This window comes from Streptomyces sp. NPDC104202 (genome assembly GCF_055584185.1).
The window spans coordinates 30,177-52,064 of the sequence record NZ_JBVJMN010000062.1 but is presented as its reverse complement, the minus strand read 5'-3'; the positions used below and the strand labels follow the sequence as shown (position 1 = coordinate 52,064).

Genomic DNA, 21,888 nt, shown 5'->3' with positions numbered 1-21,888 from the left:
GGGTGTGGGCTGCGTGTTTTCTCTTTGTTTTCTCCAATGGGGAGCACAACCCCCCCCCCCCCCCCTCCCGGGGCCCCCCCCCCCCCCCCCGCGCGCGGTGCCGTGCGGGGATCAGACCGCCGGGACCGGGAAGGTCGGGTACTCGACGCCCGAGACGTGCTGGACGACCCGGATGACCTGGCACGAGTAGCCGAACTCGTTGTCGTACCAGAGGTAGAGGATCGCGTTGTCGCCGTCGACCTTGGTCGCGCCGGCGTCGACGATGGACGCGTGGCGCGAGCCGACGAAGTCCATCGAGACGGCGTCGGGAGCCGTGGTGAAGTCGATCTGGCGCTTCAGCGGCGAGTGCAGCGAGACGTCGCGGAGGTACTCGAGGACCTCCTCGCGGGTGGTCTCGCGGCCCAGGCGCAGGCTCAGGATCGCGATCGAGACGTCCGGGACGGGGACGCGGATCGAGCTGCCGGTGATCGGCGCCTTGAGGTCCGGCAGCGCCTTGGCGACGGCCGAGGCGGCACCGGTCTCGGTGATGACCATGTTGAGCGGCGCGGAGCGGCCGCGGCGGTCGGCCTTGTGGTAGTTGTCCAGGAGGTTCTGGTCGTTCGTGAACGAGTGGACCGTCTCCACGTGGCCGCGCAGCACGCCGTACTCGTCGTCCATCGCCTTCAGCGGCGGGACGATCGCGTTCGTGGTGCAGGAGGCGCAGGACAGGATCTGCTCGTCCGGCTTGACCGTGTCGTGGTTCACGCCGTGCACGATGTTCGGCACGTCGCCCTTGCCGGGCGCGGTGAGGACCACCTTGTCGATGCCGGGGCGCAGGTGCTTGGAGAGGCCCTCGCGGTCCCGCCACTTGCCGGTGTTGTCGATCAGGATGGCGTTCTGGATGCCGTACGCCGTGTAGTCGACCTCGGAGGGGTCGTTGGCGTAGATCACCTTGATGGTGTTGCCGTTGGCGACGATGGTGCTGTTCGCCTCGTCGACGGTGATCGTGCCCTGGAACTGGCCGTGGATGGAGTCCCGGCGCAGCAGCGAGGCGCGCTTCACGATGTCCTCGGCGGCCCGCTCGCCGCCGCCGCGGACGACGATCGCGCGCAGGCGCAGACCGTTGCCGGAGCCGGCCTTCTCGATGAGGAGGCGGGCGACGAGGCGGCCGATGCGGCCGAAGCCGTAGAGGACGACGTCGCGTCCGTCACGGCGCTCGATCTTGTTCTCCCCGGTGGCGCCGGCGACGGCCTCGGCGGTGAACTCGGCCACGGTGAGACCGCGGTCGTCGGTCTTGTAGTCCGCGGCCAGCACGCCGATGTCGATCTGGCACGGGCCCAGGTCGAGGGTCGTGAGCGTCTGGAGGAAGGGGAGCGTCTCGAGGACCGAGAGCTCCTCGCCGTCGATCTGCCGGGCGAAGCGGTGGGTCTTCAGGATGCTGACCACCGACTTGTTCACCAGGGAGCGGCTGTGGACCAGGACGGTGACGTCCTGCTCCCGGTGCAGCTTCCCGATGATCGGGATCATCGACTCCGCGATCTCCTCGCGGTTCTTCCAACTGGTGAACGAGTCGTCATTGACAGTCACAAGATTATCTTTCGAGCTAGGCGGCGCTCATATGGTAACCCGGGGCCGGTTTGATCAATCAAGGGGTCCCGAACCGTACGATGGGGCCCGTCGGGACCCGCCGCAGGCTGGCGGCCCGCCTACCTGATGCGGGGGCACGGTGGTGAAGTTCGGTCTGCTCGGACCGCTGGTCGTCCACGACGGCACCGGGCCGCGGCCGGTGACCGGCCCCAAGGTCCGCGTCCTCCTCGCCGCGCTGCTCCTCCGGGCCAACCGCACGGTGGCGAGGGACACACTCAAGGAGGCCCTCTGGGGCTCCTCCGTGCCCGCCAGCGCCGACGCCGCCCTCGCCAACCACCTCACCCGGCTCCGCAGGGTCCTCGCCGCCGCGGACGGCGGAGCCGAGGACCGCCTCCGCACCGAGGCCCCCGGTTACCGGCTCCTCGTCCACGACGGCGAGCTGGACTGCGACGTCTTCGAGGAGCGCGTCCGGGCGGTCCGCGACGCGCACCGCCGGGAGGACTGGGAGGAGGTCCGGCGCCAGACCGCGCTCGCCCTGCCGCTCTGGCGCGGCACCCCGCTGGCGGACCTGGCCCCCTTCTCCGACACCGAGGCGCCCGCCCTGCGCGTCCACCAGCTCGCCGAGGCCCGCCTCCAGGCCCTGGAGTGGACCTTCGACGCCGAACTCCGCCTCGGCCGGCACCACGAGGCCGTCGGCCCGCTGACCACCCTGGCGGCCGAGCACCCGCTGCGCGAGGAGTTCCACGGGCTGCTCATGCAGGCGCTGCACCGGTCGGGCCGCCAGGCCGAGGCGTTCTCCGCCTTCCGGCGGCTGCGCCGGAGCCTCGTCGAGGAGCTCGGCACCGAACCGGGCGCCGCCGTCGCCCAGGCCCACCGGGAACTCCTCGCCGGCGAGCCCGGCACCCACCCGGATCCCCGCCCCGCCCCGCCCGCCGCCGCGCCGGCCCGTCGCCCGCCCTTCCAGCTGCCCTGCGACGGCGGCGCGTTCACCGGCCGCGCGACCGAGGCGGCGGCCGTGGCCGCCCTCCTCGGCGTCGGCCCGGAGGACGAGGGGATGACCCGCACCGGTGCCCACGCCGCCGGCGCGACCCCGGTGGTCCCGGCCCAGCGCCGTCCCGGCACCGACGGCGCCCCCGCCTACGTCAGGCCCGTGGTCATCTCCGGCATGGGCGGCGTGGGCAAGACGGCGCTCGCCGTCCACGTCGCCTACCGCGTCCGCGAGGCGTTCCCCGACGGCGCCCTCTACGCCGACCTGCGGGGCTACTGCGGCCACGGGGCCCGCACGGCCCACGAGCTGCTCGCCCGCTTCCTGTCCGACCTGGGCGTCCGGCACGAGGCACTGCCGGAGGACATCGACGACCGGGCCCTCCTCCTCCGGGCGGCCCTGGCGGACCGCCGGGTCCTCCTGGTCCTCGACAACGCCCGCGACGCCGCCCACGTCGCGCCCCTCCTGCCGGCCGGCGGGCCGAGCGCCGTGCTCATCACCAGCCGGCAGCTCCTCGCCGACCTGCCGGGCGCGGTCAGCGTGCCGCTCGCCCCGCTGCCGCCGGCCGACCAGCACGCGCTGCTCGCCCGGCTCGCCGGCGCCGACCGGGTGCGCAGCGAGCCGGAGGCGCTCGCCGACATCATGGCCGCCTGCGGAGGGCTGCCGCTCGCCCTGCACATCGTCGGCGGCCGGCTCGCCTCCCGCCCGCACTGGCCCCTCGCGCTGCTCGCCCGCCGGCTGACCCCGCACCAGGGCCGGCTGGAGACCCTCTCCATGGGGACCTTCGACGTGCAGCGCACCTTCGACATGAGCTACGTCGCCATGCGCGACAGCGACCGCCCGCTGGAGCGCGAGGCCGCCCGCGCCTTCCGGACCCTCGGGCGGGTCTGGTCGGCGCACCCCGTCACCCCGCAGTCCGCCGCCGCGCTCTTCGACCTCACCGAGGCCCGGGCCGCCGCCGTCCTCGACGTCCTGGCCGACGCCCACCTGGTCCTCAATCCCGAACCCGACCGGTACGTGCTCCACGACCTGCTCGGCGAGTACGCGGCGCAGCGCGGCGACGAGGAGGACCCCGAGGAGGAGCGGACGGAGGCCGTCCTGCGGATGATCACCTGGTACGCCGCGGCCGTCGCCGCGTCGACCCGCACCGCCACCCGCGAGACGCAGTCGCCGCCGCCGCTGGACGGCCGGCCGGCCACCCCGCTGTCGCTGCCCGTCTTCGCCGACGACCACGAGGCGATCCGCTGGGCCGTCCGGGAGCTCCCCGCCGTCCGGGACGCCCTCGGACAGGCCGCGGAGCTCGGCCGCTCGGACATGGCGTGGCGGCTGGCCGTCGGGCTCTTCGGCTACGCCGGCACGCACTGGTGGACGGGGGAGTGGGACGCCTGCCTCGCCCAGGCGATGGAGGTCGCCCGCGCGCACGACGACACGCTCGGACAGGCCTGGCTGCACCGGCGCATGGCCGTCGCCCACGGCATGGCCTTCCGCAACGACGCCTGCCTGGAACACCTGCGGATCGCCCTCGACCTCTTCACCGCCCGCGGCGACGTCGTGGCCCAGGCGTCCATCCTCGGCAACATCTCCGCGCTCTACATCCAGATCGAGGACGCCGAGCGGGCGCTCGCGCACGCCGTGCTCTCCCGGGACCTCTACCAGCGGTCCGGGAACACCCGCGGAGAGGCCCTGCTGCTCAGCCGGATCGCCGACATCCGCAAGCTCCGCGGCGAACTCGACCAGGCGGCCGCCGACTACCGCAGGGTCATCGAGCTGCTGGAGGGCACCGGGCACGGGGTGTTCCTGGCCACCGCCCTGACCAACCGCGCGGACGTCCTGCGCGCCCTCGGGCGCCGCGACGAGGCGTTCGCCGCCCTCGCCGAGGCGCTCGCCATCCGTCACCGCATGGACGACCACGGCGGCACGGCCGACTGCCTCGTCGTCACCGCCCGGGCCCACCACCACTTCGGGGAGTGGGCCGAGGCGCGCGCCGTCTGGGAGACGTGTCTGGAGCTCGCCCGCAAGCACCGGCTGGAGAAGCGGATCGAGGAGTGCCTCCAGGGCCTCGCCGACCTGCCGGCGATGGCGCACGCGGCGCCGGGCCCCCGCCCCGCCGTCCCCGTCACGCCCTGCGCCTCCGGGACCCGGCCGGACCGAGGCCGGTGAGCGCCGTGGCCGGCCGCCGGGCGCGCTGCCCCGGTGCGATCGGTACGTCCCCCGCCGGGCGTGGCGGAACGGTTCCGCCGGGGCCGCGACGCACGCTCTGGGCGGTGTCCTGCCGATCATGCCGGGCTCGCCAGGACACCCCCTAGGCGGCCCGTCGCCGTCCCCCGGCCCGGGCAACCGCCGCGGTCAGGACGCCGCCCACGATCATCCCGGCCGCGGAGACCAGGGCCAGGGTGCGGACGTCGGCGGGGGCGAGCCGGGCGGGCGGCCCGGTCGGGGCGTCCGGCCCGTGCGCGGCGGCCGACGCACAGGAACGGCCGGGCCCGGAGTGGCGCAGGCACCGCTCCAGCTGGTCGAGCAACGGCCGGGGGTCCCGTCCGGCGGCGTGGGCGAACTGCTCGATCACGAGCCGGGTCGGGGGCTGCTTCCCGTTGAGGAACCGTTCCCACGAGGAACGGCTGTAGTGGGTGCGCCGGGCCAGGCCCGCGAAACTGAGCTCGGAGGTCTCCTTGATCTGCCGCATCTCCCGGGCCAGCAGGTCCCACGGGTCCTGCCCCGCCACCGCACACCGCGTGCCGCGTTCCGTCGCCATGCCTCTTCCTCCCCGTCACGAGTCGTCCTCGTCGCCGGGAATTCTCGCGCCGGGCTCCAACGGATCGCCAACAGCCGCCCAACGGCCGTCCCCCGCCGGTGCCGCTGCCCGTCGGCGCCCCTGCGCAACGTACCGGCGACAGGGAGGCGCGGCACGCGACGCCGCAGGCGTCCCGGAGCGGGCGGGACCCCGCGGGACGGCCCGTGCGCCCGCGTCCGGCGGGCCGCGCCGGGGGCGTCCCGGCCGCGTCCCGGGAGGTCAGGGCCGGCCGGGGAGGGCCGCCGCCCGGCGCTCACGGACGGCGGCGAGCCGCAGCTCCAGGGCGGCTCGCCGGTCGGGCCACTCCTCGGCGATGACCGAGAAGACGGCGGAGTCGCGCAGACGGCCGTCCTCGCCGGGCGCCCAGGACCGCGACGCACGGCGCAGGACGCCCTCGAAGCTCGCGCCGACGCTCGCGATCGCGGCGCGGGAGCGGGCGTTGCGGGCGTCCGTCCTGAGGTCGAGCCGGGCCACGCCCCAGGTCTCGAAGGCGTGCCGGAAGAGGAGGTACTTGGCCTCGGTGTTGATGCCGGTGCCCTGGGCGGAGGCCGCGAGCCAGGTGAAGCCGACCTCGATCGCGCAGAGCCGTTCGCCGTCGGGCCAGGGCCGCGGCTCCCAGAAGGAGGTGGCGCCGACCACCCGGCCGGTCTCCGCGTCGACCTGGACGTAGGGGGCGAGCCTGCCGTCGGCGGCCCGGCCGAGCTGGGTGTCGATGTACTCCCCGACCTCGGCCCGGCGCGGCACCCACGTGAAGTCGTACGAGTCCCGCTCCTCCTCCGCCGCGTCCGCGAGTCCGGCGGCGTGGTGGTGCCCCAGTGGCTCCAGACGCACGAACGCGCCCTCCAGGAGCGGCCCTTCCAGTGTGAAACCCATCGATCAGCACCCCGTACGTGTCGAACCCGTCAAAGATCGTCCAGCCGGTGCAGCCTCGCAGAGCCCGGCCCGCGGCAGCACCTCGTTTCCGGCCGGCGACCGCGCGCAGGCCCCGCGCCGGCCGTCGGCGCGCGACGACGGGACCTCAGGAGAGCGCGAGCGTCCGGAAGACGTCCCTCACCCGGGTCAGCGGACCGGGGTCGCGGGTGAGGTACAGCCGGTTGGTGAGCAGGACCGCCCAGCGGCCCCGCGCCGGGGAGACCCACAGCGCCGTGCCGGTGAAGCCGAAGTGCGCCCAGACGTCGTCCGAAGGACCGGTGCCGGGCGCCGGGTGCCAGAAGAGGCCGCGCGGCGGGACGAGCGCGCCCGTGCGGACGCGCAGCGAGGCGGCCGTCCACGCGGCCGAGAAGACCCCCGGCGCCGGGTCCAGCACGTGGCGCAGGAACAGACCGGTGTCCGCGGCGGTGGTGAAGACCCCCGCGATGCCGCAGGCGCCGCCGAGGAGCCGGGTCGAGAAGTCGTGGACGGTGCCCTTCAGCCGGGTGCCGCTCTCCTCGTCGTACTCCGTCGGCGCGCACCGCGCGCGGGCCGCGTCGGGCAGCGGCCCGTACCGGGTCTCCGTCATGGCGAGCGGCGTCCAGATCCGCTCCTCGGCGAGCCGGGGGAGCGGGGTGCGGGTGAGGTGTTCGGCGAGGTAGCCGAGGATGAGCGCGGCCCGGTCGGTATAGGCGACGGCCTCGCCGGGGCGGTGCCGGAGCGGTTCGGCGAGGACGCCGTCCCGGACGTCCTGCGGGTCGGAGCCGTACAGCGCCCGGAGGTTGGCGCGCAGCGGCAGTCCCGCGGTGTGGGTGAGGAGGTCGTGCGCGGTGAGCGGGGCCGTGGGCCGGCCCACGGCCTCGGGCCAGTACGCGCCCAGGGGCGCGGCCGGGTCCAGCTTCCCGGCGTCGACGAGGGTGCCGGTCACCGCCCAGACCGCGAGGATCTTGGTCAGACTCGCGACGTCGAAGAGCGTGTCGTCGCGCACGGGCTCGTCGGGGTGTTTCGGGTCCAGCAGGCCGGCGGCCCCCTGCGCCAGGGTGGTGCGGGCGTCGCCCACGGCCCAGGCCGCGCCGGGGATGACACCTGCGCGGACGGCGTCGTCGAGGAGCCGCTCGAAGGGGTCGCTGCGCTGTGCCAAGGCCTGCCTCCGACGGGTCGGGCGGGGCGGGCACCGTCGGACGGGGCTGACGGGCCGCGCTCCGAAGTGATGCCCCGGCCGAACGGGAAGACACCCTTCCGGGACCGTGGGTCCGGCCCGCCCGGCGCCGCCGGCGGGGACGTCGTCCGGGCGTCCGGTCCGCGTCCCCCGGCGGTCAGCGGCAGGTCACGTGCAGGTCACCTCGTCGCGCGGGGTGTAGTGGGTCTTGAAGGTCTCGCGCTTGACCTCGGCGCCGTCCTTCTTGAACACCCGGTCCACCGAGATGTCGAAGCCCTCCAGCGGCGGCTGCACGACGCACTCCTTGCCCGTGCCCTCGCGCTTGCCGGGCTCGGTGAGGTGGGTGCGGGGACCGGCGACGGCCTCCACGGAGTCGTACTTCTTCGTGCCGAGGAAGCTGACGGTGACCGAGGAGTCGGTGGCGCTCGCCTTGATGTAGAGGGGCTTGCCGGTGTCGTTGCGGAACTTCAGGTCGAGGGTGCCCCAGGCGACGGTGGCCTCGCGGCCCGCGGGGTAGCGCTCGATGTAGAAGGAGTGGGCGCCGTGCTCGACGGGCTCGACGCCGGCGAAGAACATCGCGTTGAAGACGGTGGTGGCCATGGCCGACACACCACCGCCCGGGGCCTCGCGGTACTGGCCGTCGAGGATCATGGTGCCGTCCACGAAGCCGTTGTCCGGGGTGCGCTCGCCGACGGTCTTGTTGAAGCTCCACACCTCGCCGGGCTGCACGAGGGAGCCGTTGATCAGCTCGGCCGCGCGCCCGATGTTGGTCGTCCGGTACGGGGCCGTGGGGAAGTTCACGGTGAAGGTCGACATCTGTTCGGTGATGCCGAGCCGGGCCAGCGAGTCGGCGGTCAGCCGGGGCTGGGTGACCTTGGTGGCCACCGGGGCGGTACGGGCCGCGTCGCCGGACCGGGTGAGCAGCGGGCGTACGGCGTCGCCGAGGGCCTTCGCGGTCACCTCGTGGCCGGCCCGGCCCTCCGACTCCACGACGACCTTGCCGTTCCGCACCGCGAGCCCCGCCTCGACGGGGGCGCCCGTCAGCGAGGCGAGCGGCCGCGCCACGTCGGGGTCGCGCAGCAGCGCGGCGGGGTCGAGGTCGGCGGTGAGGCGGCCGCCGTCGTTCCTCACGGTGAGGTGGTCGCCGAGCGTGGCGGCCGAGATCCGCAGCCGCTCGCCGCCGGTGGTGAGCGTGACGGGACCCGAGACGGCGGGCTTCGCGTAGGTGTCGAGGAAACGGGACACCTCGTCCGCGGACAGTTTCGGCGAGGTGACGGCCACCGGCAGGTTCACCGCGGAGGCGCCCGCCGCGGCGGGGTAGGCCGCGCGGAGCGTCTCGACGGCCCGGGTGGTGTCCAGCTTCTGTCCCGTGACCGGCCGGGTGGCGACGGCCTTGCCCTCGCGGAAGGCGACGGCGCCCTCGCGGACGGCCCGGTCGTTGCGCTCCGCCAGTCCCGCGACGGCGGCCTTGGCCTTGCCCTCGTCGTAGGCCAGGACCGGCGCGACGTCCCGCTCGCCCGAGGAGAACAGCCGCTTCACGACGGTGACCGGGTCGCGCGCCGGGTCGGCGGCCAGGTCCGCGGTCTTCGCCACGTCCACGGTGAGCCCCGCGGCGGCGGGGGCGACGGTGGAGGCGCGGTCGCCGACCTGGACGGGGATGGGCGCGGTCCACGAGGCCGGGGCCTCGGCCGCCAGCTTCGCCCGCGCCTCGGCGCGGCTCATCCCTCCGATGTCCACGCCCCCCACGCGCGTGCCGGCGGATATGTCGTCCCCGGCGGTCAGCAGTCCCGCGGCGTAGAGACCCCCCGCGGCGACGGCGACCACGCCCGTCGCGATCGCCGCGGTGCGGAGGCGAGGGCTGAGCCCCTGGCGGGGCGTCGGGACATGGTCGGTCCTGGAGCGGGGCACACGCTCTCCCGTGGCGTCGAGGAAAGGGGGAATCCCCACGACGGTACGCCGAAAGAGTGTCTTATGCACATAAGACCCCTTTGACCTGCGGAGATACCGAACGGGGCGAAACGGGCACTGTGGGTGTCCGGAGCCCCCGCCGACCCACCGCTCCCCTCCGCACCCCCCTAAGCTGGGGCGATGCCTGCCACCCCGAGCCCCACCCCCGGGCCGCAGTCCGTCGACAGGGCCCTCGCCGTCCTCGACGCGGTCGCCGACGCGGACCGGCCCGTCGGCGCGAAGGCACTGGCCCGCGGTCTCGGCTGCGCCCTCTCCACCGTCTACCACCTCACCGGCCCCCTCCTCGCCCGCGGCTACCTCGTCCGCACCGCCGAGGGATACGCCCCGGGACCCCGCGTCCCCGCCCTGCACCGCTCCCACCAGCGCCACCACGGGCTCGACGCCGGCACCGGCGAACTCCTCGGCCGGCTGCGGCGCGCCACCGGAGCGGAGGCGTACCACACGGCCTACCGGGACGGCCGGATCACCGTCGTCGACACCACCGCGCCCGTCACCGACGTCTCCCACCCCTTCACCCCGGGGCCCGAGGACCGCGCGCACGCCACCGCCCACGGCAAGGCACTGCTCGCCGCCCTGCCGCGCCCGCTGCGGCGCCGCTACCTGGCGGAGCACGGCATGGCCCGCTTCACCGAGCGCACGATCACCGACGCCGAACGGTTCGAGGCCGAGGCCGCCCGGGTGCGCGGCCGGGGCTTCGCCGTGTCGGTCGGCGAGGCGGACCTCGCGTACACCTGTCTCGCCGTGGCGCTGCCGGAACGCGGCGACGGGATCGTCCACGCCCTCTCCGTCTCGCTGCCCACCGCCGACTTCGGGCGGCGGCAGGGGGAGCTCAGGGCGGCGCTGGCCCGGGCGGTCCCCGGCTTTCCGGCCCTGCCGGAATCCTGACCCGTCCGGCTGGCGGCGCCCCGGGCGCCGCCGCAGAGTGAACACATGATCTTCATCGCCGTGCGCTTCACCGTCCGCCCCGACCACGCCGACCGCTGGCTCGACACGGTCGCCGACTTCACCCGTGCCACCCGCGAGGAGCCGGGCAACCTCTTCTTCGACTGGTCCCGCAGCGTCGACGACCCCCGGGTCTTCGTCCTCCTGGAGGCCTTCGCCGACGCCGAGGCGGGGGCCGCCCACGTGGCCTCGCCGCACTTCACCGCGGGTCTCGCCGCCATGGCCGGAGCCATCGCGACCACGCCCGAGATCATCAACGTCGAGGTCCCGCAGCAGGGCTGGGGCGCCATGGCCGAGCTCGCCCCCACCGGCGCCTGACCCGTCCCCCGGCCGTCCCGGCACCCGCCGTCCCGCCTGATAGGTTCGCGTCCACACGGAGGCGGGGCGGCGGGCCCGAGGGGAGAAGCGGCACATGGCGGGGAGCGGACGGCAGACCGGCAGACCCACGCTCGAGGAGGTCGCCGCCCGGGCCGGAGTCGGCCGCGGCACGGTCTCCCGGGTCATCAACGGCTCCCCCAAGGTGAGCGAACAGGCCAAGGCCGCCGTCGAGCGGGCCGTCGCGGAGCTGGGCTACGTCCCCAACCGGGCCGCCCGCGCCCTCGCCGGCAGCCGCACCGACGCCGTCGCCCTGGTCATCCCCGAGACCGAGGCCCGTCTCTTCGCCGAGCCGTACTTCCTCGACATCATCCGCGGTGTCAGCAGCGAACTCGCCGACGCGGACAAGCAGTTGCTGCTCACCCTGATCCGCAGCGACCAGGAGCGCCAGCGGTTCGAGCAGTACCTCGCCGCCCAGCGCGTCGACGGCGTCCTCCTCGTCTCCGTGCACGGCGCCGACCCGCTGCCCGACCAGGTCAGGGCCCTCGGCCTGCCCGCCGTCCTCAACGGCCGCCGCACCGAGGACGAGCGCGTCGCCTTCGTCGACTCCGACAACACCGGCGCCGGCCGGACCGCCGTCGCCCACCTGGCCGCCCGCGGCCGCCGCTCCATCGCCACCATCACCGGCCCGCCCGACATGTACGTGGCCCGCTGCCGCCTCGACGGCTACCGCGAGGGACTCGCCGAGGCCGGGCTCGACGACGATCCGGGCCTCGTCGCCGGCGGCGACTTCACCGAGGAGGGCGGCCGCCGCGCCATGCGCGAACTCCTGGACCGGCGACCCGACCTGGACGCCGTCTTCGCCGCCTCCGACGTCATGGCCGCCGGCGCCCGCGGCGTCCTGCGCGAGGCGGGCCGCCGCGTCCCCGAGGACGTCGCCCTCGTCGGCGTCGACGACTCGGCCGTCGCCCGGCACATGGACCCCCCGCTGACCAGCGTCCGCCAGCCCATCGAGGAGATGGGCCGCACGATGGCCCGCGTCCTCCTCCAGGAGATCGCCGACCCCAGCGGCCCCGACGAGCAGCCGCGCCGGATGCTGCCCACCGAACTCGTGGTGCGCGCCTCCTCCTGACGCCCGCGGCGCGGCCCCCGGGGCGCCGAGATGCACCCGCCACGAGGGCCCCGGAGAATGGACACCGTACGGGGTCCGTACCCGCGACCAGGGCGCTCCCTCGGCGTCCGACCCGACAAGGGGGCGGTCGACGATGCCGCTGGGCCAGCCCGACCGGCCGCCCACCGCGACCGGGAAACTCCGCTTCTGGACGCTGCTGTACCTGCTGGCCGTGACGCTCCTGACCGTCGCGTACCTGAAGTTCCCCGAACGGCACACCACGCTGTGGGCGCTCATCGGACTCAGCGGTGTCGTCGCCATGCTCGTCGGCGTCCACATCCACCGCCCCTCGCGGCGCTGGCCCTGGCTGGTCCTGGCCGCCGCGAACCTCGCGTTCACGGCCGGGGACACCACGTACAACGCCCTGGAGGCGTTCTTCGGGCAGACGCGGCCCTTCCCGTCGCTGGCCGACCCGCTGTACCTGGTGACGTACCCCCTCTTCGCCGTCGGCCTCTTCGGGTTCATCCGCTACCGGGCCGTCGGCCGCGACCTCGGCGTCGTCCTCGACGCGCTGATCCTCACCTCCGGCCTCGCGCTGCTCTCCTGGGTCAACCTCATCACCCCGCTGGCCCGCAGCGAGGACATGAGCTGGACCGAGAAGGCCATCTCCATCGCCTATCCCCTCGGCGACGTGCTGATGCTCGCCATGCTCGCCCGGCTCCTCGTCCCCGGCGGGCTCCGCTCCCGGTCCGTGCAGCTCCTCACCGTGGGCACCTGCGGCATCCTCGCCTCCGACGTCATCTACGGCACCCTCCAGCTCAAGGGCACCTGGCAGGTCGGCACGCCCTGGGACCTCGGCTGGGTCGTCTTCTTCACCGCCTGGGGCCTCGCCGCCCTCCACCCCTCGATGACCGGCCTCACCGAGCGGGTCCCCGAACCGCCCACCCGGATCGCCGAGCGGCGGCTGGCCCTGCTGGCCGGCGCCTCCCTCGTCGCCCCCGCCCTCCTCCTCTTCCAGTCCCTCCGCCACGACCAGGACCAGGACATCGCCGTCATCGCGATCTTCTCGGCGATCATGTTCCTGCTCGTCCTCACCCGGCTCTGGGGCATGATGAACGAGCACGACCGGGCCGAGGCGCGCGAGCGCAGCCTCAGGACCGCCGCCGCCTCCCTCGTCGCCGCCCTCAGCCCCCGCGAGGTCGCCGGCGCCGTGGAGACGGCCTCCGCCACGCTCTTCGGCGAGGACACCGACCACCGTGTCCTGCTCTTCACCCGCGACCGGCGCGACGGCCTCGACGCCGTGGCCACCAGCCGCCACCCCTGGAGCTGCCGCACCGAATCGCTCACCCTTCAGCCCGCCGACGGCTGGCCCGGGGTGGTCGCCGACGGCGCCCGGCTCCTCCCCGTCACCCGGCTCGACCCCGCCGTCGCCGCCGAGATCGCCCCCGAGACCCACGCCCTGCTCTGCCCGCTGGAGCTGGAGACCCCCGCCGAACGCGAACCCCTGCTGGGCGTGCTGCTCTTCGCCGGACCGGAGAAGAAGCTCGCCGAGATCGCCGCCTCCGCCCAGTCCCTCGCCTCCCAGGCGGCCCTGGCCCTGGAGCGCTTCGGGCTCAGCGAGGAGGTCAACCGGCGGACCAGCGAGGCGTACTTCCGCACCCTGGTGCACAACACCTCCGACGTCATCCTCATCGTCGACGACGACGACACCGTCCGGTACGCCAGCCCCTCCGCGGAGAGCATGTTCGGCCACACCCTCCTCCCGGGCACCCCGCTCACCGACCTGCTCGCCCCCGCCGACGCCGCCGGCGCCCTGCGCGTCCTCGCCGCCGCGCGCACCCGCGACTCCGTCGACGCCCGCGACGACTGGAAGCTCCTCCACGGCGACTCCGCCGACCTGGAGGTCGAGGTCCGCTGCAGCAACCTGCGCAAGGAACGCACCGTCCACGGGCTCGTCCTCACCCTCCGGGACGTCACCGAGCAGCGGAAGCTGGAGCGCGAGCTGACCCACCGGGCCTTCCACGACTCCCTCACCGGCCTGCCCAACCGCGTCCTGCTGCTCGAACGCATCGAGCGCGCCCTGCTCCGCGGCCGCCGCGAGTCCACCCTCACCTGCATGCTCTTCGTCGACCTCGACGACTTCAAGGTCGTCAACGACACCATGGGCCACTCCGTCGGGGACGAGCTCCTGGTCGCCGTCGCCCGCCGCCTCACCGCCGTCCTGCGGCTCACCGACACCGCGGCCCGGCTCGGCGGGGACGAGTTCGCCGTCCTCATCGAAGGAGCCCGCGAACCCCGCGACGCCGAGGCGCTGGCCGCCGAGATCGTGCACACCCTCAGCCAGCCCTTCCACCTCACCGACGGGGCCGTCTCGGTCTCCACCAGCGTCGGCATCGCGACCGTCCTCGACAGCGCCCACGCCGAGGAACTCCTCGGCCACGCCGACCTCGCCCTCTACGCGGCCAAGGCCGCCGGCAAGAAGCGCTGGCGCCTCTTCCACCCCGAACTGCACTCCCGGCTCGTCGCCCGGCACGAACTCCAGGCGGGCATGGACACGGCCATCGCCGACCACGCCTTCGCCCTCCGCTACCAGCCCATCGTCGAGGTCGACAGCGGCGCACCCGCCGGACTCGAAGCGCTCATCCGCTGGCCGCACGCCCGGCGGGGCATGGTCCCGCCCGACCAGTTCATCACCCTCGCCGAGGAGAGCGGCCACATCATGCCGCTGGGCGCCTGGGTCCTCGAACACGCGGCCCTCGACATCGCCCGCTGGCAGCGCGCCCACACCCGCAAGGTCCCGCTGTACGCCAACATCAACGTCTCCGCCCGCCAGTTCCGCGACCCCGGTCTCCTCGAAGAGGTCCGGCGCACCCTCCACTCCTCCGGGCTCGCCCCCGGCTCCCTGGTCCTGGAACTCACCGAGACCGTCCTCATGCGGCAGGACGCGCAGATCCGCACCACCATGGCCGCCCTCAAGGACATGGGCGTCTCCATCGCCATCGACGACTTCGGCACCGGGTTCTCCTCGCTCAGCTACCTGCGCGAGTTCCCCATCGACATCCTCAAGGTCGACAAGTCGTTCATCGACGACCTCGCCACCGACCCGCAGCAGGTCGCGCTCGTCGAGGGCATCGTGCGCATCGCCGACGTCCTCGGCCTCCAGGTCGTCGCCGAGGGCATCGAGCACGAGGAGCAGCGGGCCCTGCTCGCCGACATGGGCTGCCGCTTCGGACAGGGCTACCTCTTCGCCCGCCCGATGACCGCCCACCAGGCCGAGTCCTATCTGCACCGCGCCCCCGGCTCCGGCGAGCGTCGCGCGTCCGTCCGGCTCGCCCAGCCCCCCGCGCCCGGGCCCGCCGCCCCGGTCGCCGGCCCCGCCGCCCGCATCACCGGCCACGCCCCCGGCGGCACGGCGGCCCGCACCGGCCGCCCCCCGCGGCCGTCGCGCTGGCGGGACCTGGAGCACCTCAAGCGGACCAGCCTCATGTGCGACGCCGTCATCGACGAGATCGACGGCCGGCGCATCCGGGTCGGCGACGACTGGCTGATCGACTTCGCCTCGTGCAACTACCTCGGCCTCGACCTCGACCCCACCGTCATCGACGCGATCGAACCGCAGGTCCGGCAGTGGGGGACGCATCCCAGCTGGTCGCGGCTCATCGGCAGCCCCCGGCTCTACCCCCGGATCGAGGAGCGCCTCACCGAACTGCTCGGCGCCTCCGACACCCTCCTGCTCCCCACCATCACCCTCATCCACCAGTCCGTCATCCCGCTGCTCGCCGGCACCGGACAGGTCTTCGTCGAGGCCACCGCCCACCGCACGGTGTACGACGGCTGTGTCGTCGCCCGCGGACAGGGCGCCGAGATCCACCGCTTCAGCGCCGAACGCCCCGACGAGCTGGCCACCCTGCTGCGCGGCGCGCCCGCCGACGGCGGCCGGCTGGTCTGCATGGACGGCGTCAACAGCATGACCGGGAACTTCCCCGACCTGCCCGCCCTGGCCCGGGTCTGCCGGGAGCACGGCGCCCTGCTGTACGTCGACGACGCCCACGGCTTCGGGGTCATCGGGGAGCGGCGGCCCGACGAGACCAGCCCGTACGGCGCGCGCGGCAACAGCATCGTCCGCCACCTCGGTGAGAGCTACGACGACATGGTCCTGGTCGGCGGCTTCTCCAAGGCGTACTCCTCGCTGCTCGCCTTCCTCGCCGTGCCGAAGTGGCTCAAGGACCACCTCAAGGTGGCGGCGGCCCCGTACCTCTACTCGGGCCCCTCGCCGACCGCCTCCCTGGCCACCGCCCTCGCCGGACTCGACGTCAACGAGGCGCGCGGTGACGCGATCCGGGCCGACCTCCACCGCATGACGGCCCGCGTCCTCGATCACGTGCGCGGCCTCGGGATCGCCACCCCCAACACCGACGGGCTGCCGATCGTCGAGATCCCCCTCGCCGACTCCGGCGACCTCGACGCCGTCGCCTCCTTCCTCTGGGACCGCGGCATCTACGTGACGCTCGCCTCCTACCCGCTCGTCCCGCGCGACCGGGTCGGCTTCCGCGTCCAGGTCACCGCCGCCAACACCGACGAGGAGATCGGCGAACTGTGCACGGCCCTGACCGAGCTCGCGGGACGCTTCCGCCTCCAGACCACCGACGCGGGATCCGTCACCGCCGGCCGCCCGGCGGAGCGGTGATGGACCGCACCGGGCGGCGCACCCCGACGGGGGAGCCCCGCACCCGGCGCAACCGGGACGCCGACTGGAACGCCTGGCCCGTCGCCGACTACCTCGCCGAGAACTACCGCCGGCTCCACCCGTGCGACGCCGGCGTCATCCACCACCACTCGGCCGTCTACCGCCGCTACGCCCCCGGCGCCCTCGCCCGCACCCTGGAGCTCGGCGCCGGCCCCAACCTCTACCCGCTCATGCTGGCGGGTGCCGCCGCCCGCCGCGTCGACGCCCTGGAACCGAGCGCCGCCAGCGTCCGCTACCTCCGCCGCCAGCTCGCCCGCGGCGCCGACGCCAGCTGGCGGCCGTTCTACGCCCTCTGCCGTTCGCTCGACCCGGCGCTCCCGGCGAGCTGCGCCGAGGCGCTCTCCCGGGTCCGGGTCGTGCACGGCGGCGCCGACGCGCTCGCCCCCGGCGGCTACGACCTCGCCTCGATGAACTTCGTCGCCGAGAGCGTCACCGAGGACTTCGACGAGTTCACCGCCCTGTGCGCGACCTTCGTCGACGCGGTGCGCCCCGGCGGCCGTCTCCTCGCCTCCTTCATGGAGCGCATGCCCAGCTACCGCATCGGAACCGGCCCCGTCTGGCCCGCCTGCCCCGTCGACGGGACCGTCCTGCGCGAGGTGTTCGCGCCCCGCACCACGGGACTGCGGATCGTCCGGCTGGCCAAGGACCTCACCCTGCCCGAGTACGGGGACACCGGCATCCTGCTCCTGACGGCCGAGCGGCCCGGCGGACCGCCCCCGGCCCGCGGGCGACGTCAGGCCAGCAGCTCCCGGTAGAGGGCCGCGTACCGGGCGGCGAACCGCTCGGGTCCGAAGTGGTCCTCGGCCAGGGCCCGCCCCCGCGCGGCGAGCACGTCCCAGGAGCGCGGCCGTTCGAGCAGCCACGCCAGCTGCTGGCCGGTCCGGCGCGCGTCCCCGGCCGGGGCCCGCAGCACCGCGGGTCCGAAGTCGGCGAACTGGGGGAGGTCGCTGAGGATCGCCGGCCTGCCCGTGGCGAGGGCCTGGAGCACGGTGAGGGGGACGTCCGCCTTCCCGCCGAGGTGGACCGGCGGGAACAGCAGCACCTGCACGGAGGCGAGGAGCCCGCGCATGTCCTCGACGTAGCCGCGGACCTCGACGTCGAGGAGGCCCGCCGCGCCGGCCCGCTCCCGCAGCGCCTCGTTCAGGGCCTCGGTGTCCTGCCCCGGACGGCCCCGCATCGCGAGCACCAGCCGGAAGTCGCTCCCGGCCCGCCGCGCCTCCGCGGCCGCGTCGATCGACTCCTCCGCCCCGCCGTGCGGATCGTGGTGCCCGGAGAACAGGACCGCCGGGAACCCCTCCGGGCGCGGCAGATACGGCCACTGGTCCAGGGCGATCATGGGCGGGATCACCCGTACGTCCCCGAAGTCGGCGGCCCTCAGCCGGCGCGCCATCGACTCGGACAGGGCCACCGTCGTCCCCAGCGGCCTGCCGCGCGTCAGGTACCGGGTGTCCACCACCCCCGGCACCGTGTGGACGACCGGCCGCCGGCCGAGCAGCGACGGGCGCAGCCAGGAGAACGCGGGGAAGGCACGGCCGACCGTCAGGAAGGCGTGCACCAGGTCCACCCGGCGTGCGAGCACCGCCCCGGTCAGCACGGACTGCACCCGTGCCGGCAGGTTCGGCGCGCCGGTCGGGGAGACGATCCGCACGGGCCGCCCGCGCACCGGCGGGTCCCGCCGGCGGCCCGGCCGGTGCGAGAACCAGACGAACTCCACGTCCGGCAGGGACTGAAGGACGTCGGCGGCGAGGCGCACGTCCGTCCCCTCCGTCCCGTCCAGCGGACCGCCGGTCAGGAGCAGGACACGGGGCCGCCGCTCAGCGCGGGGCATGCCGCACCTCCCGCGCGGGGCCGCCGGGGACCTCGCCGCCGGGCCCGGTCAGAGGGTCGTCCGCCATGACGCACCCCTCTTCGCCGGCCGCCTCGGGGAGGAGGGCGCGTCGAGGAGCCGGTGGGCCAGGGCCAGGTACCGGCCCGTCGTCTCGTCCCACGTGTAGTGCTGGGCCGCCAGCGCGGACCGCCGCCCGAGGCGGCGCCGCAGCGCCGCGTCACCGGACAGCTCGGCCATCCGGTCCCCGAGGGCGGCCACGTCGAAGGGCGCCACGGCCACGTCCCCGCCGTCGCGCATCCAGCGCAGCGCGGGCAGGTCGAAGTGGAGGACGGGCTTGCCGTGGGACATCGCCTCCAGGGCGACCCGGCCGAAGGCCTCGTGGCGCGAGGGCATCACCAGGAACGCGCTGTCGCGCAGGAGCTGCCGCCTGCGGTCCTCGTCGGCGTACCCGACCCAGTGGATCCGGGGTTCCGGCCCTCCCGTGCGGGCGGCGACGAGGGCCGCGAGCCTGCGTTCCTCGGCCGGGGCCCCGGTGCCCGCGAGCAGCAGGTCGAGGGGCGGCCGGGCGCGGTCGTAGGCGTCGAGCAGCAGGTCGAGCCCTTTGCCCCAGGTGTCGATCCGGCCCAGGTACAGGATGAACTGCCCCGAGCCGAGCCGGGCCTCGTCGATGCCGCGCTGCTCGACCCCGTCGGCGAACACCTGCACGTCGGCCCGCGGACTGAGCCGCCGGACCACCGGACCGTCCGCCGCGTTCATCACCACGATGTGCCGGTAGCAGCGCAGCCCCAGCCGCTCCACCACGGCGAAGGGCACGAGGCGGAGCCGGCCCGGGGCCCCGGCGCCGTGGCCGTGGTCGATGCCGACGACGGGAGCGCCCGTCGTCAGGGGCAGGAAGCTCGTCGACAGCGGGGGAGTGAAGCTCTCCAGCCACAGGTCGTGCCGGATGCGGCGGGAGACGAGCGGGAGCAGCGCCAGGAACAGCAGCCGGCCGGCGCGCGGCCCGGCCCGGCGCACCGGCAGCCGCACGTACCGGATGCCGTCCCGCTCCACCGCCCCGCCGCGCAGGCCCGCCGTCACGACCGTCACCCGGAAGTCGTCGGCGAGCCGGCGCGCCACCTTCCCGGCCACCAGGGCTCCGCCACCCCGGTGACCGGGATTCTCCACGTCCTCGTACACCGACACGACGACGTGCCTGCGCCGGCCGGCCGGGCCCCGGCGCGTGTTCCGCGTCTCGGCGGCGCTCGCCGCCCGCGCCCGCTCCCGCGCGCGTGCGGCGGTCCGCTGCCGCGCCCGCACCACGGCCTCGTCGCGTTCGCGGCCCGCGGCGAGGACCCGTTCCAGCGCGGCGTCCGCGACCAGCGACGGGGGCCGCGTGCCGTCCAGCCGCGCGATGCCGGGCAGCCGTCGCGACCAGCACCGGTAGCGGGCCCGCACGGCGGCCCGGGGAGCGGCGGGGGTGCCGGGACCGCGGCCCCGAGGGGGCTCGGGACCGTTCTCCACGAGGAGCGTCAGGTCGTATCGCGCGGCGGTGCCGAGGAGCAGGCGCGCCGCCCGGGAGCCGGTGGGCGGGTCCCGCCGGGCCAGTCCGTCGAGCGGGCCGCCGTTGGTCAGGACGACCGCCGGTCCGCCGCGCGCCCGGCGGCGCGCCACCAGGCAGGCCGCCGCGAGGCGCAGGGCCGGCGCGGCCGCGTCCAGGAACGCGTGGGCACGGCGCAGCGGGGATCCCCGGCGCTCGGGATCCGTGGCGCGCCGTGCCCACCCGTCCCCACCCGGTTCCCCCGTATCCCTCACCCGTGGCGGAACCGGGAGCCTGCGGCAGAGCGGACAGCCGTGACCGTCCGTGGTGACGACGGTGTAGCCGCGCCGGCGGAGCAGCGGCACGAGCCGCCGCGTCAGCGAGGACCCGCCCGGGCCGTCGGGGCCGGACACGGCGATGCGGAGGGGACCGCGCGGGGCGCTCACGGCCGCCGCCTCCGGGTCCCGTCGCGGGACGCCCGGGCGCGTGATCCGGGGCTCCGCGGCGGGACGAGGGGGACGCGCGCGAGGGCGCGCGACGCGGACGCGCGACGCCCGGCGGCGCCGGACGGCGGCGGGGGGACGAGGGCAGGCGCCAGCGGCCCGCGACCGTGGGGGCGCGGCGGGCTCGGGGCGGGCGAGGGGGCGTTCCGCGCGTCCGGGACCGGGGCGGGGGAGGGGGCGTTCCGCGCGTCCGGGACCGGGGCCGTGGTCAGGAGGCACGGCGCCGGGGCCGCGCTGAGGAGACTCCGCGGCGGCGCGGGGCACCGACGGGGCGGCGGTGGCGCGTATGGGCCGTCGGGATCGCCGGAGCCGCCGGAATCGCGCCGGCGGGCGGCGTGCGCGCGCACCGTGCGGGCACGCCGTCGACGGGCCGCGGGGCGGGGCCGGCACGCCCGGCGCAGGCGCGGCGCGGCGGCGGCGACGCGGTCGGAGACCCGGCGCGCGGGGTGACGCCGCGGGGAGTGCGGGGAGGTGCGGGCCGGACGGCGGCCGGACACGGCGAAGGGCCAGTCGGTCACCCGTCGCAGGGGGTGCGGAGCGGGTGCCGCCGGCGTTCGGCTGGTCTGGAGTGAGGTCACGACGCGCCTCTTCCGGCAACCGGCCCGACCGGGGGCCTGGTCCTGTGCTGAGACGTCCGCCCGGGCATCCGGCCGGTACGTCCTGTCCCGAATGATGCTGTTTCCAGCGTGGGCTTCCCCGGGGGCATTCGTCAACCGGGGGAGCTCCGGTGGCGGGCGTGTCCGTGGGTCAGCCGCGAGAGCGCGTTGTGCGGCCGCTCGTCGAGGAGGGTGCCGAGGATGCGGACCCCGTCGCGGACGGTCCGGGGGTGCGAGGGGCGCTGCGGGCACGGGAGTTCACGGCTCGGGACCTCCGCCACGCGCAGGCCGTAGTGAAGGGCGTGCGTGACGAGCTCCGCCCCGAGTTCGACGCCGTCCTCACGCAGGTCGAGGAGGTCGACGAACGAGCGCCGGAACGCGCAGAACCCGTACCAGAGATCGGTGAGGTGCTGGCCGTAGAGCCGGCGCGCGACCCGCAGCAGCGCCCGGTGTCCCACGCGCCGCGGCAGCCCGTAGGCCGCCACTTCGCCGCCCGCGATGAAACGCGATCCCTTGACGAAGTCGTATCCGCTTTCCAGATAGTGCAGGAAATGCGGGATCTCGTGCGGCGACATGCTGCCGTCGGCGTTCATCAGCACGACGAGGTCACCGGTCGCGGCGAGCAGTCCCGCGTGCGGGATGTCGCCGCGCTCGCAGTCCCAGGTGCCGAGGCCCCGCACCGTCAGACCGGGCCGCGCGCGGACCTCGCCGGCGGGGCCGCCCACCAGCACCACCTCGCCCACACTGGTCGGCACCCGGTCGAGGAGCAGGTCGAGGGCGGGCCGCGGGTCCGAGCCGCCGGGCCGGAGCGTGAGGACGAGGCTCACGGTCCGCGTGCCGGGGCCGGGCGCCCGGTCGGTCGAGCGGCGCCGGGGGTGCGCGTCCCGGCTCATCGGTACGGCTCATCGATCATCGGCACGGCCTTCCGCGCGGCGGGCCCGATTCCTCAAGA

The 21,888-nt window shown here is 75.2% G+C and carries 14 protein-coding genes; 6 read left to right on the top strand and 8 right to left on the bottom strand.

Annotation, left to right across the window (positions count from 1 at the left end; all coding sequences use genetic code 11):
- Nucleotides 1-111: 111 nt before the first annotated feature.
- A complete protein-coding gene (locus ACZ60W_RS30570; protein ID WP_469758638.1) occupies nt 112-1,566 on the bottom strand; it encodes a glyceraldehyde-3-phosphate dehydrogenase in 1,455 nt (484 codons plus the stop codon).
- A gap of 139 nt (nt 1,567-1,705) precedes the next feature.
- Here ACZ60W_RS30570 and ACZ60W_RS30565 point away from each other — a divergent pair, with 139 nt between their 5' ends.
- A complete protein-coding gene (locus tag ACZ60W_RS30565) occupies nt 1,706-4,711 on the top strand; it encodes an AfsR/SARP family transcriptional regulator (protein WP_469758637.1) in 3,006 nt (1,001 codons plus the stop codon).
- A 142-nt stretch (nt 4,712-4,853) separates the two neighbouring features.
- On the opposite strand, the gene ACZ60W_RS30560 is transcribed toward ACZ60W_RS30565, so the two are convergent.
- The 4 genes from ACZ60W_RS30560 to ACZ60W_RS30545 form a co-directional block, all read right to left on the bottom strand.
- Nucleotides 4,854-5,303 carry a helix-turn-helix domain-containing protein gene (locus ACZ60W_RS30560; protein WP_469758636.1) on the bottom strand — a complete coding sequence of 150 codons (450 nt, stop codon included), beginning with the start codon at nt 5,301-5,303 and terminating at the stop codon, nt 4,854-4,856.
- A gap of 258 nt (nt 5,304-5,561) precedes the next feature.
- Nucleotides 5,562-6,215: a GNAT family N-acetyltransferase gene (locus ACZ60W_RS30555; RefSeq protein ID WP_469758635.1), complete on the bottom strand. Its 654-nt coding sequence runs from the start codon at nt 6,213-6,215 to the stop codon at nt 5,562-5,564.
- A gap of 145 nt (nt 6,216-6,360) precedes the next feature.
- Complete coding sequence (locus ACZ60W_RS30550; protein WP_469758634.1) at nt 6,361-7,392, bottom strand: serine hydrolase domain-containing protein; 1,032 nt, start codon at nt 7,390-7,392, stop codon at nt 6,361-6,363.
- Between the two features lie 186 nt (nt 7,393-7,578).
- Entirely contained in the window at nt 7,579-9,318 is a 1,740-nt protein-coding gene (locus ACZ60W_RS30545; protein WP_469758633.1) for a VanW family protein, read from the bottom strand.
- A 180-nt stretch (nt 9,319-9,498) separates the two neighbouring features.
- Between ACZ60W_RS30545 and ACZ60W_RS30540 the strand changes: the two genes are divergently transcribed.
- From ACZ60W_RS30540 to ACZ60W_RS30520, 5 genes are all read left to right on the top strand, one after another.
- Entirely contained in the window at nt 9,499-10,263 is a 765-nt protein-coding gene (locus tag ACZ60W_RS30540) for an IclR family transcriptional regulator (RefSeq protein WP_469758632.1), read from the top strand.
- Nucleotides 10,264-10,308: 45 nt separating this feature from the next.
- Entirely contained in the window at nt 10,309-10,638 is a 330-nt protein-coding gene (locus ACZ60W_RS30535; RefSeq protein ID WP_469758631.1) for a putative quinol monooxygenase, read from the top strand.
- Between the two features lie 94 nt (nt 10,639-10,732).
- The gene (locus ACZ60W_RS30530; protein WP_469758630.1) at nt 10,733-11,767 is read left to right on the top strand and encodes a LacI family DNA-binding transcriptional regulator; all 1,035 of its coding nucleotides are present in this window, start codon (nt 10,733-10,735) and stop codon (nt 11,765-11,767) included.
- 133 nt (nt 11,768-11,900) lie between these two features.
- Nucleotides 11,901-16,433 (top strand): aminotransferase class I/II-fold pyridoxal phosphate-dependent enzyme, encoded by a 4,533-nt coding sequence (locus ACZ60W_RS30525; RefSeq protein ID WP_469758629.1) that lies wholly within the window; start codon nt 11,901-11,903, stop codon nt 16,431-16,433.
- Nucleotides 16,433-17,248, top strand: coding sequence for a methyltransferase domain-containing protein (locus tag ACZ60W_RS30520; RefSeq protein WP_469758628.1), 816 nt, complete (start codon nt 16,433-16,435; stop codon nt 17,246-17,248). The genes ACZ60W_RS30525 and ACZ60W_RS30520 overlap by 1 nt, the downstream gene beginning before the upstream one ends.
- Here ACZ60W_RS30520 and ACZ60W_RS30515 read toward each other — a convergent pair.
- The 3 genes from ACZ60W_RS30515 to ACZ60W_RS30505 all read right to left on the bottom strand — a co-directional run bounded on the left by ACZ60W_RS30515 (nt 17,227) and on the right by ACZ60W_RS30505 (nt 21,829).
- Complete coding sequence (locus ACZ60W_RS30515; RefSeq protein ID WP_469758627.1) at nt 17,227-18,321, bottom strand: glycosyltransferase family 4 protein; 1,095 nt, start codon at nt 18,319-18,321, stop codon at nt 17,227-17,229. The genes ACZ60W_RS30520 and ACZ60W_RS30515 overlap by 22 nt on opposite strands.
- Before the next feature lie 48 nt (nt 18,322-18,369).
- Nucleotides 18,370-20,283, bottom strand: a complete 1,914-nt coding sequence (locus tag ACZ60W_RS30510) for a glycosyltransferase family 4 protein (protein ID WP_469758626.1) — start codon at nt 20,281-20,283, stop codon at nt 18,370-18,372.
- A 766-nt stretch (nt 20,284-21,049) separates the two neighbouring features.
- Entirely contained in the window at nt 21,050-21,829 is a 780-nt protein-coding gene (locus ACZ60W_RS30505; RefSeq protein WP_469758625.1) for a glycosyltransferase family 2 protein, read from the bottom strand.
- Between the last annotated feature and the right edge of the window lie 59 nt (nt 21,830-21,888).

Bases quoted from the DNA above. Each gene is read 5' to 3' on its own strand.
- ACZ60W_RS30560 (WP_469758636.1), bottom strand. From the start codon at position 5,303: ATGGCGACGGAACGCGGCACGCGGTGTGCGGTGGCGGGGCAGGACCCG.
- ACZ60W_RS30555 (WP_469758635.1), bottom strand. From the start codon at position 6,215: ATGGGTTTCACACTGGAAGGGCCGCTCCTGGAGGGCGCGTTCGTGCGT.
- ACZ60W_RS30540 (WP_469758632.1), top strand. From the start codon at position 9,499: ATGCCTGCCACCCCGAGCCCCACCCCCGGGCCGCAGTCCGTCGACAGG.
- ACZ60W_RS30535 (WP_469758631.1), top strand. From the start codon at position 10,309: ATGATCTTCATCGCCGTGCGCTTCACCGTCCGCCCCGACCACGCCGAC.
- ACZ60W_RS30530 (WP_469758630.1), top strand. From the start codon at position 10,733: ATGGCGGGGAGCGGACGGCAGACCGGCAGACCCACGCTCGAGGAGGTC.
- ACZ60W_RS30525 (WP_469758629.1), top strand. From the start codon at position 11,901: ATGCCGCTGGGCCAGCCCGACCGGCCGCCCACCGCGACCGGGAAACTC.
- ACZ60W_RS30520 (WP_469758628.1), top strand. From the start codon at position 16,433: ATGGACCGCACCGGGCGGCGCACCCCGACGGGGGAGCCCCGCACCCGG.
- ACZ60W_RS30515 (WP_469758627.1), bottom strand. From the start codon at position 18,321: ATGCCCCGCGCTGAGCGGCGGCCCCGTGTCCTGCTCCTGACCGGCGGT.
- ACZ60W_RS30505 (WP_469758625.1), bottom strand. From the start codon at position 21,829: ATGAGCCGGGACGCGCACCCCCGGCGCCGCTCGACCGACCGGGCGCCC.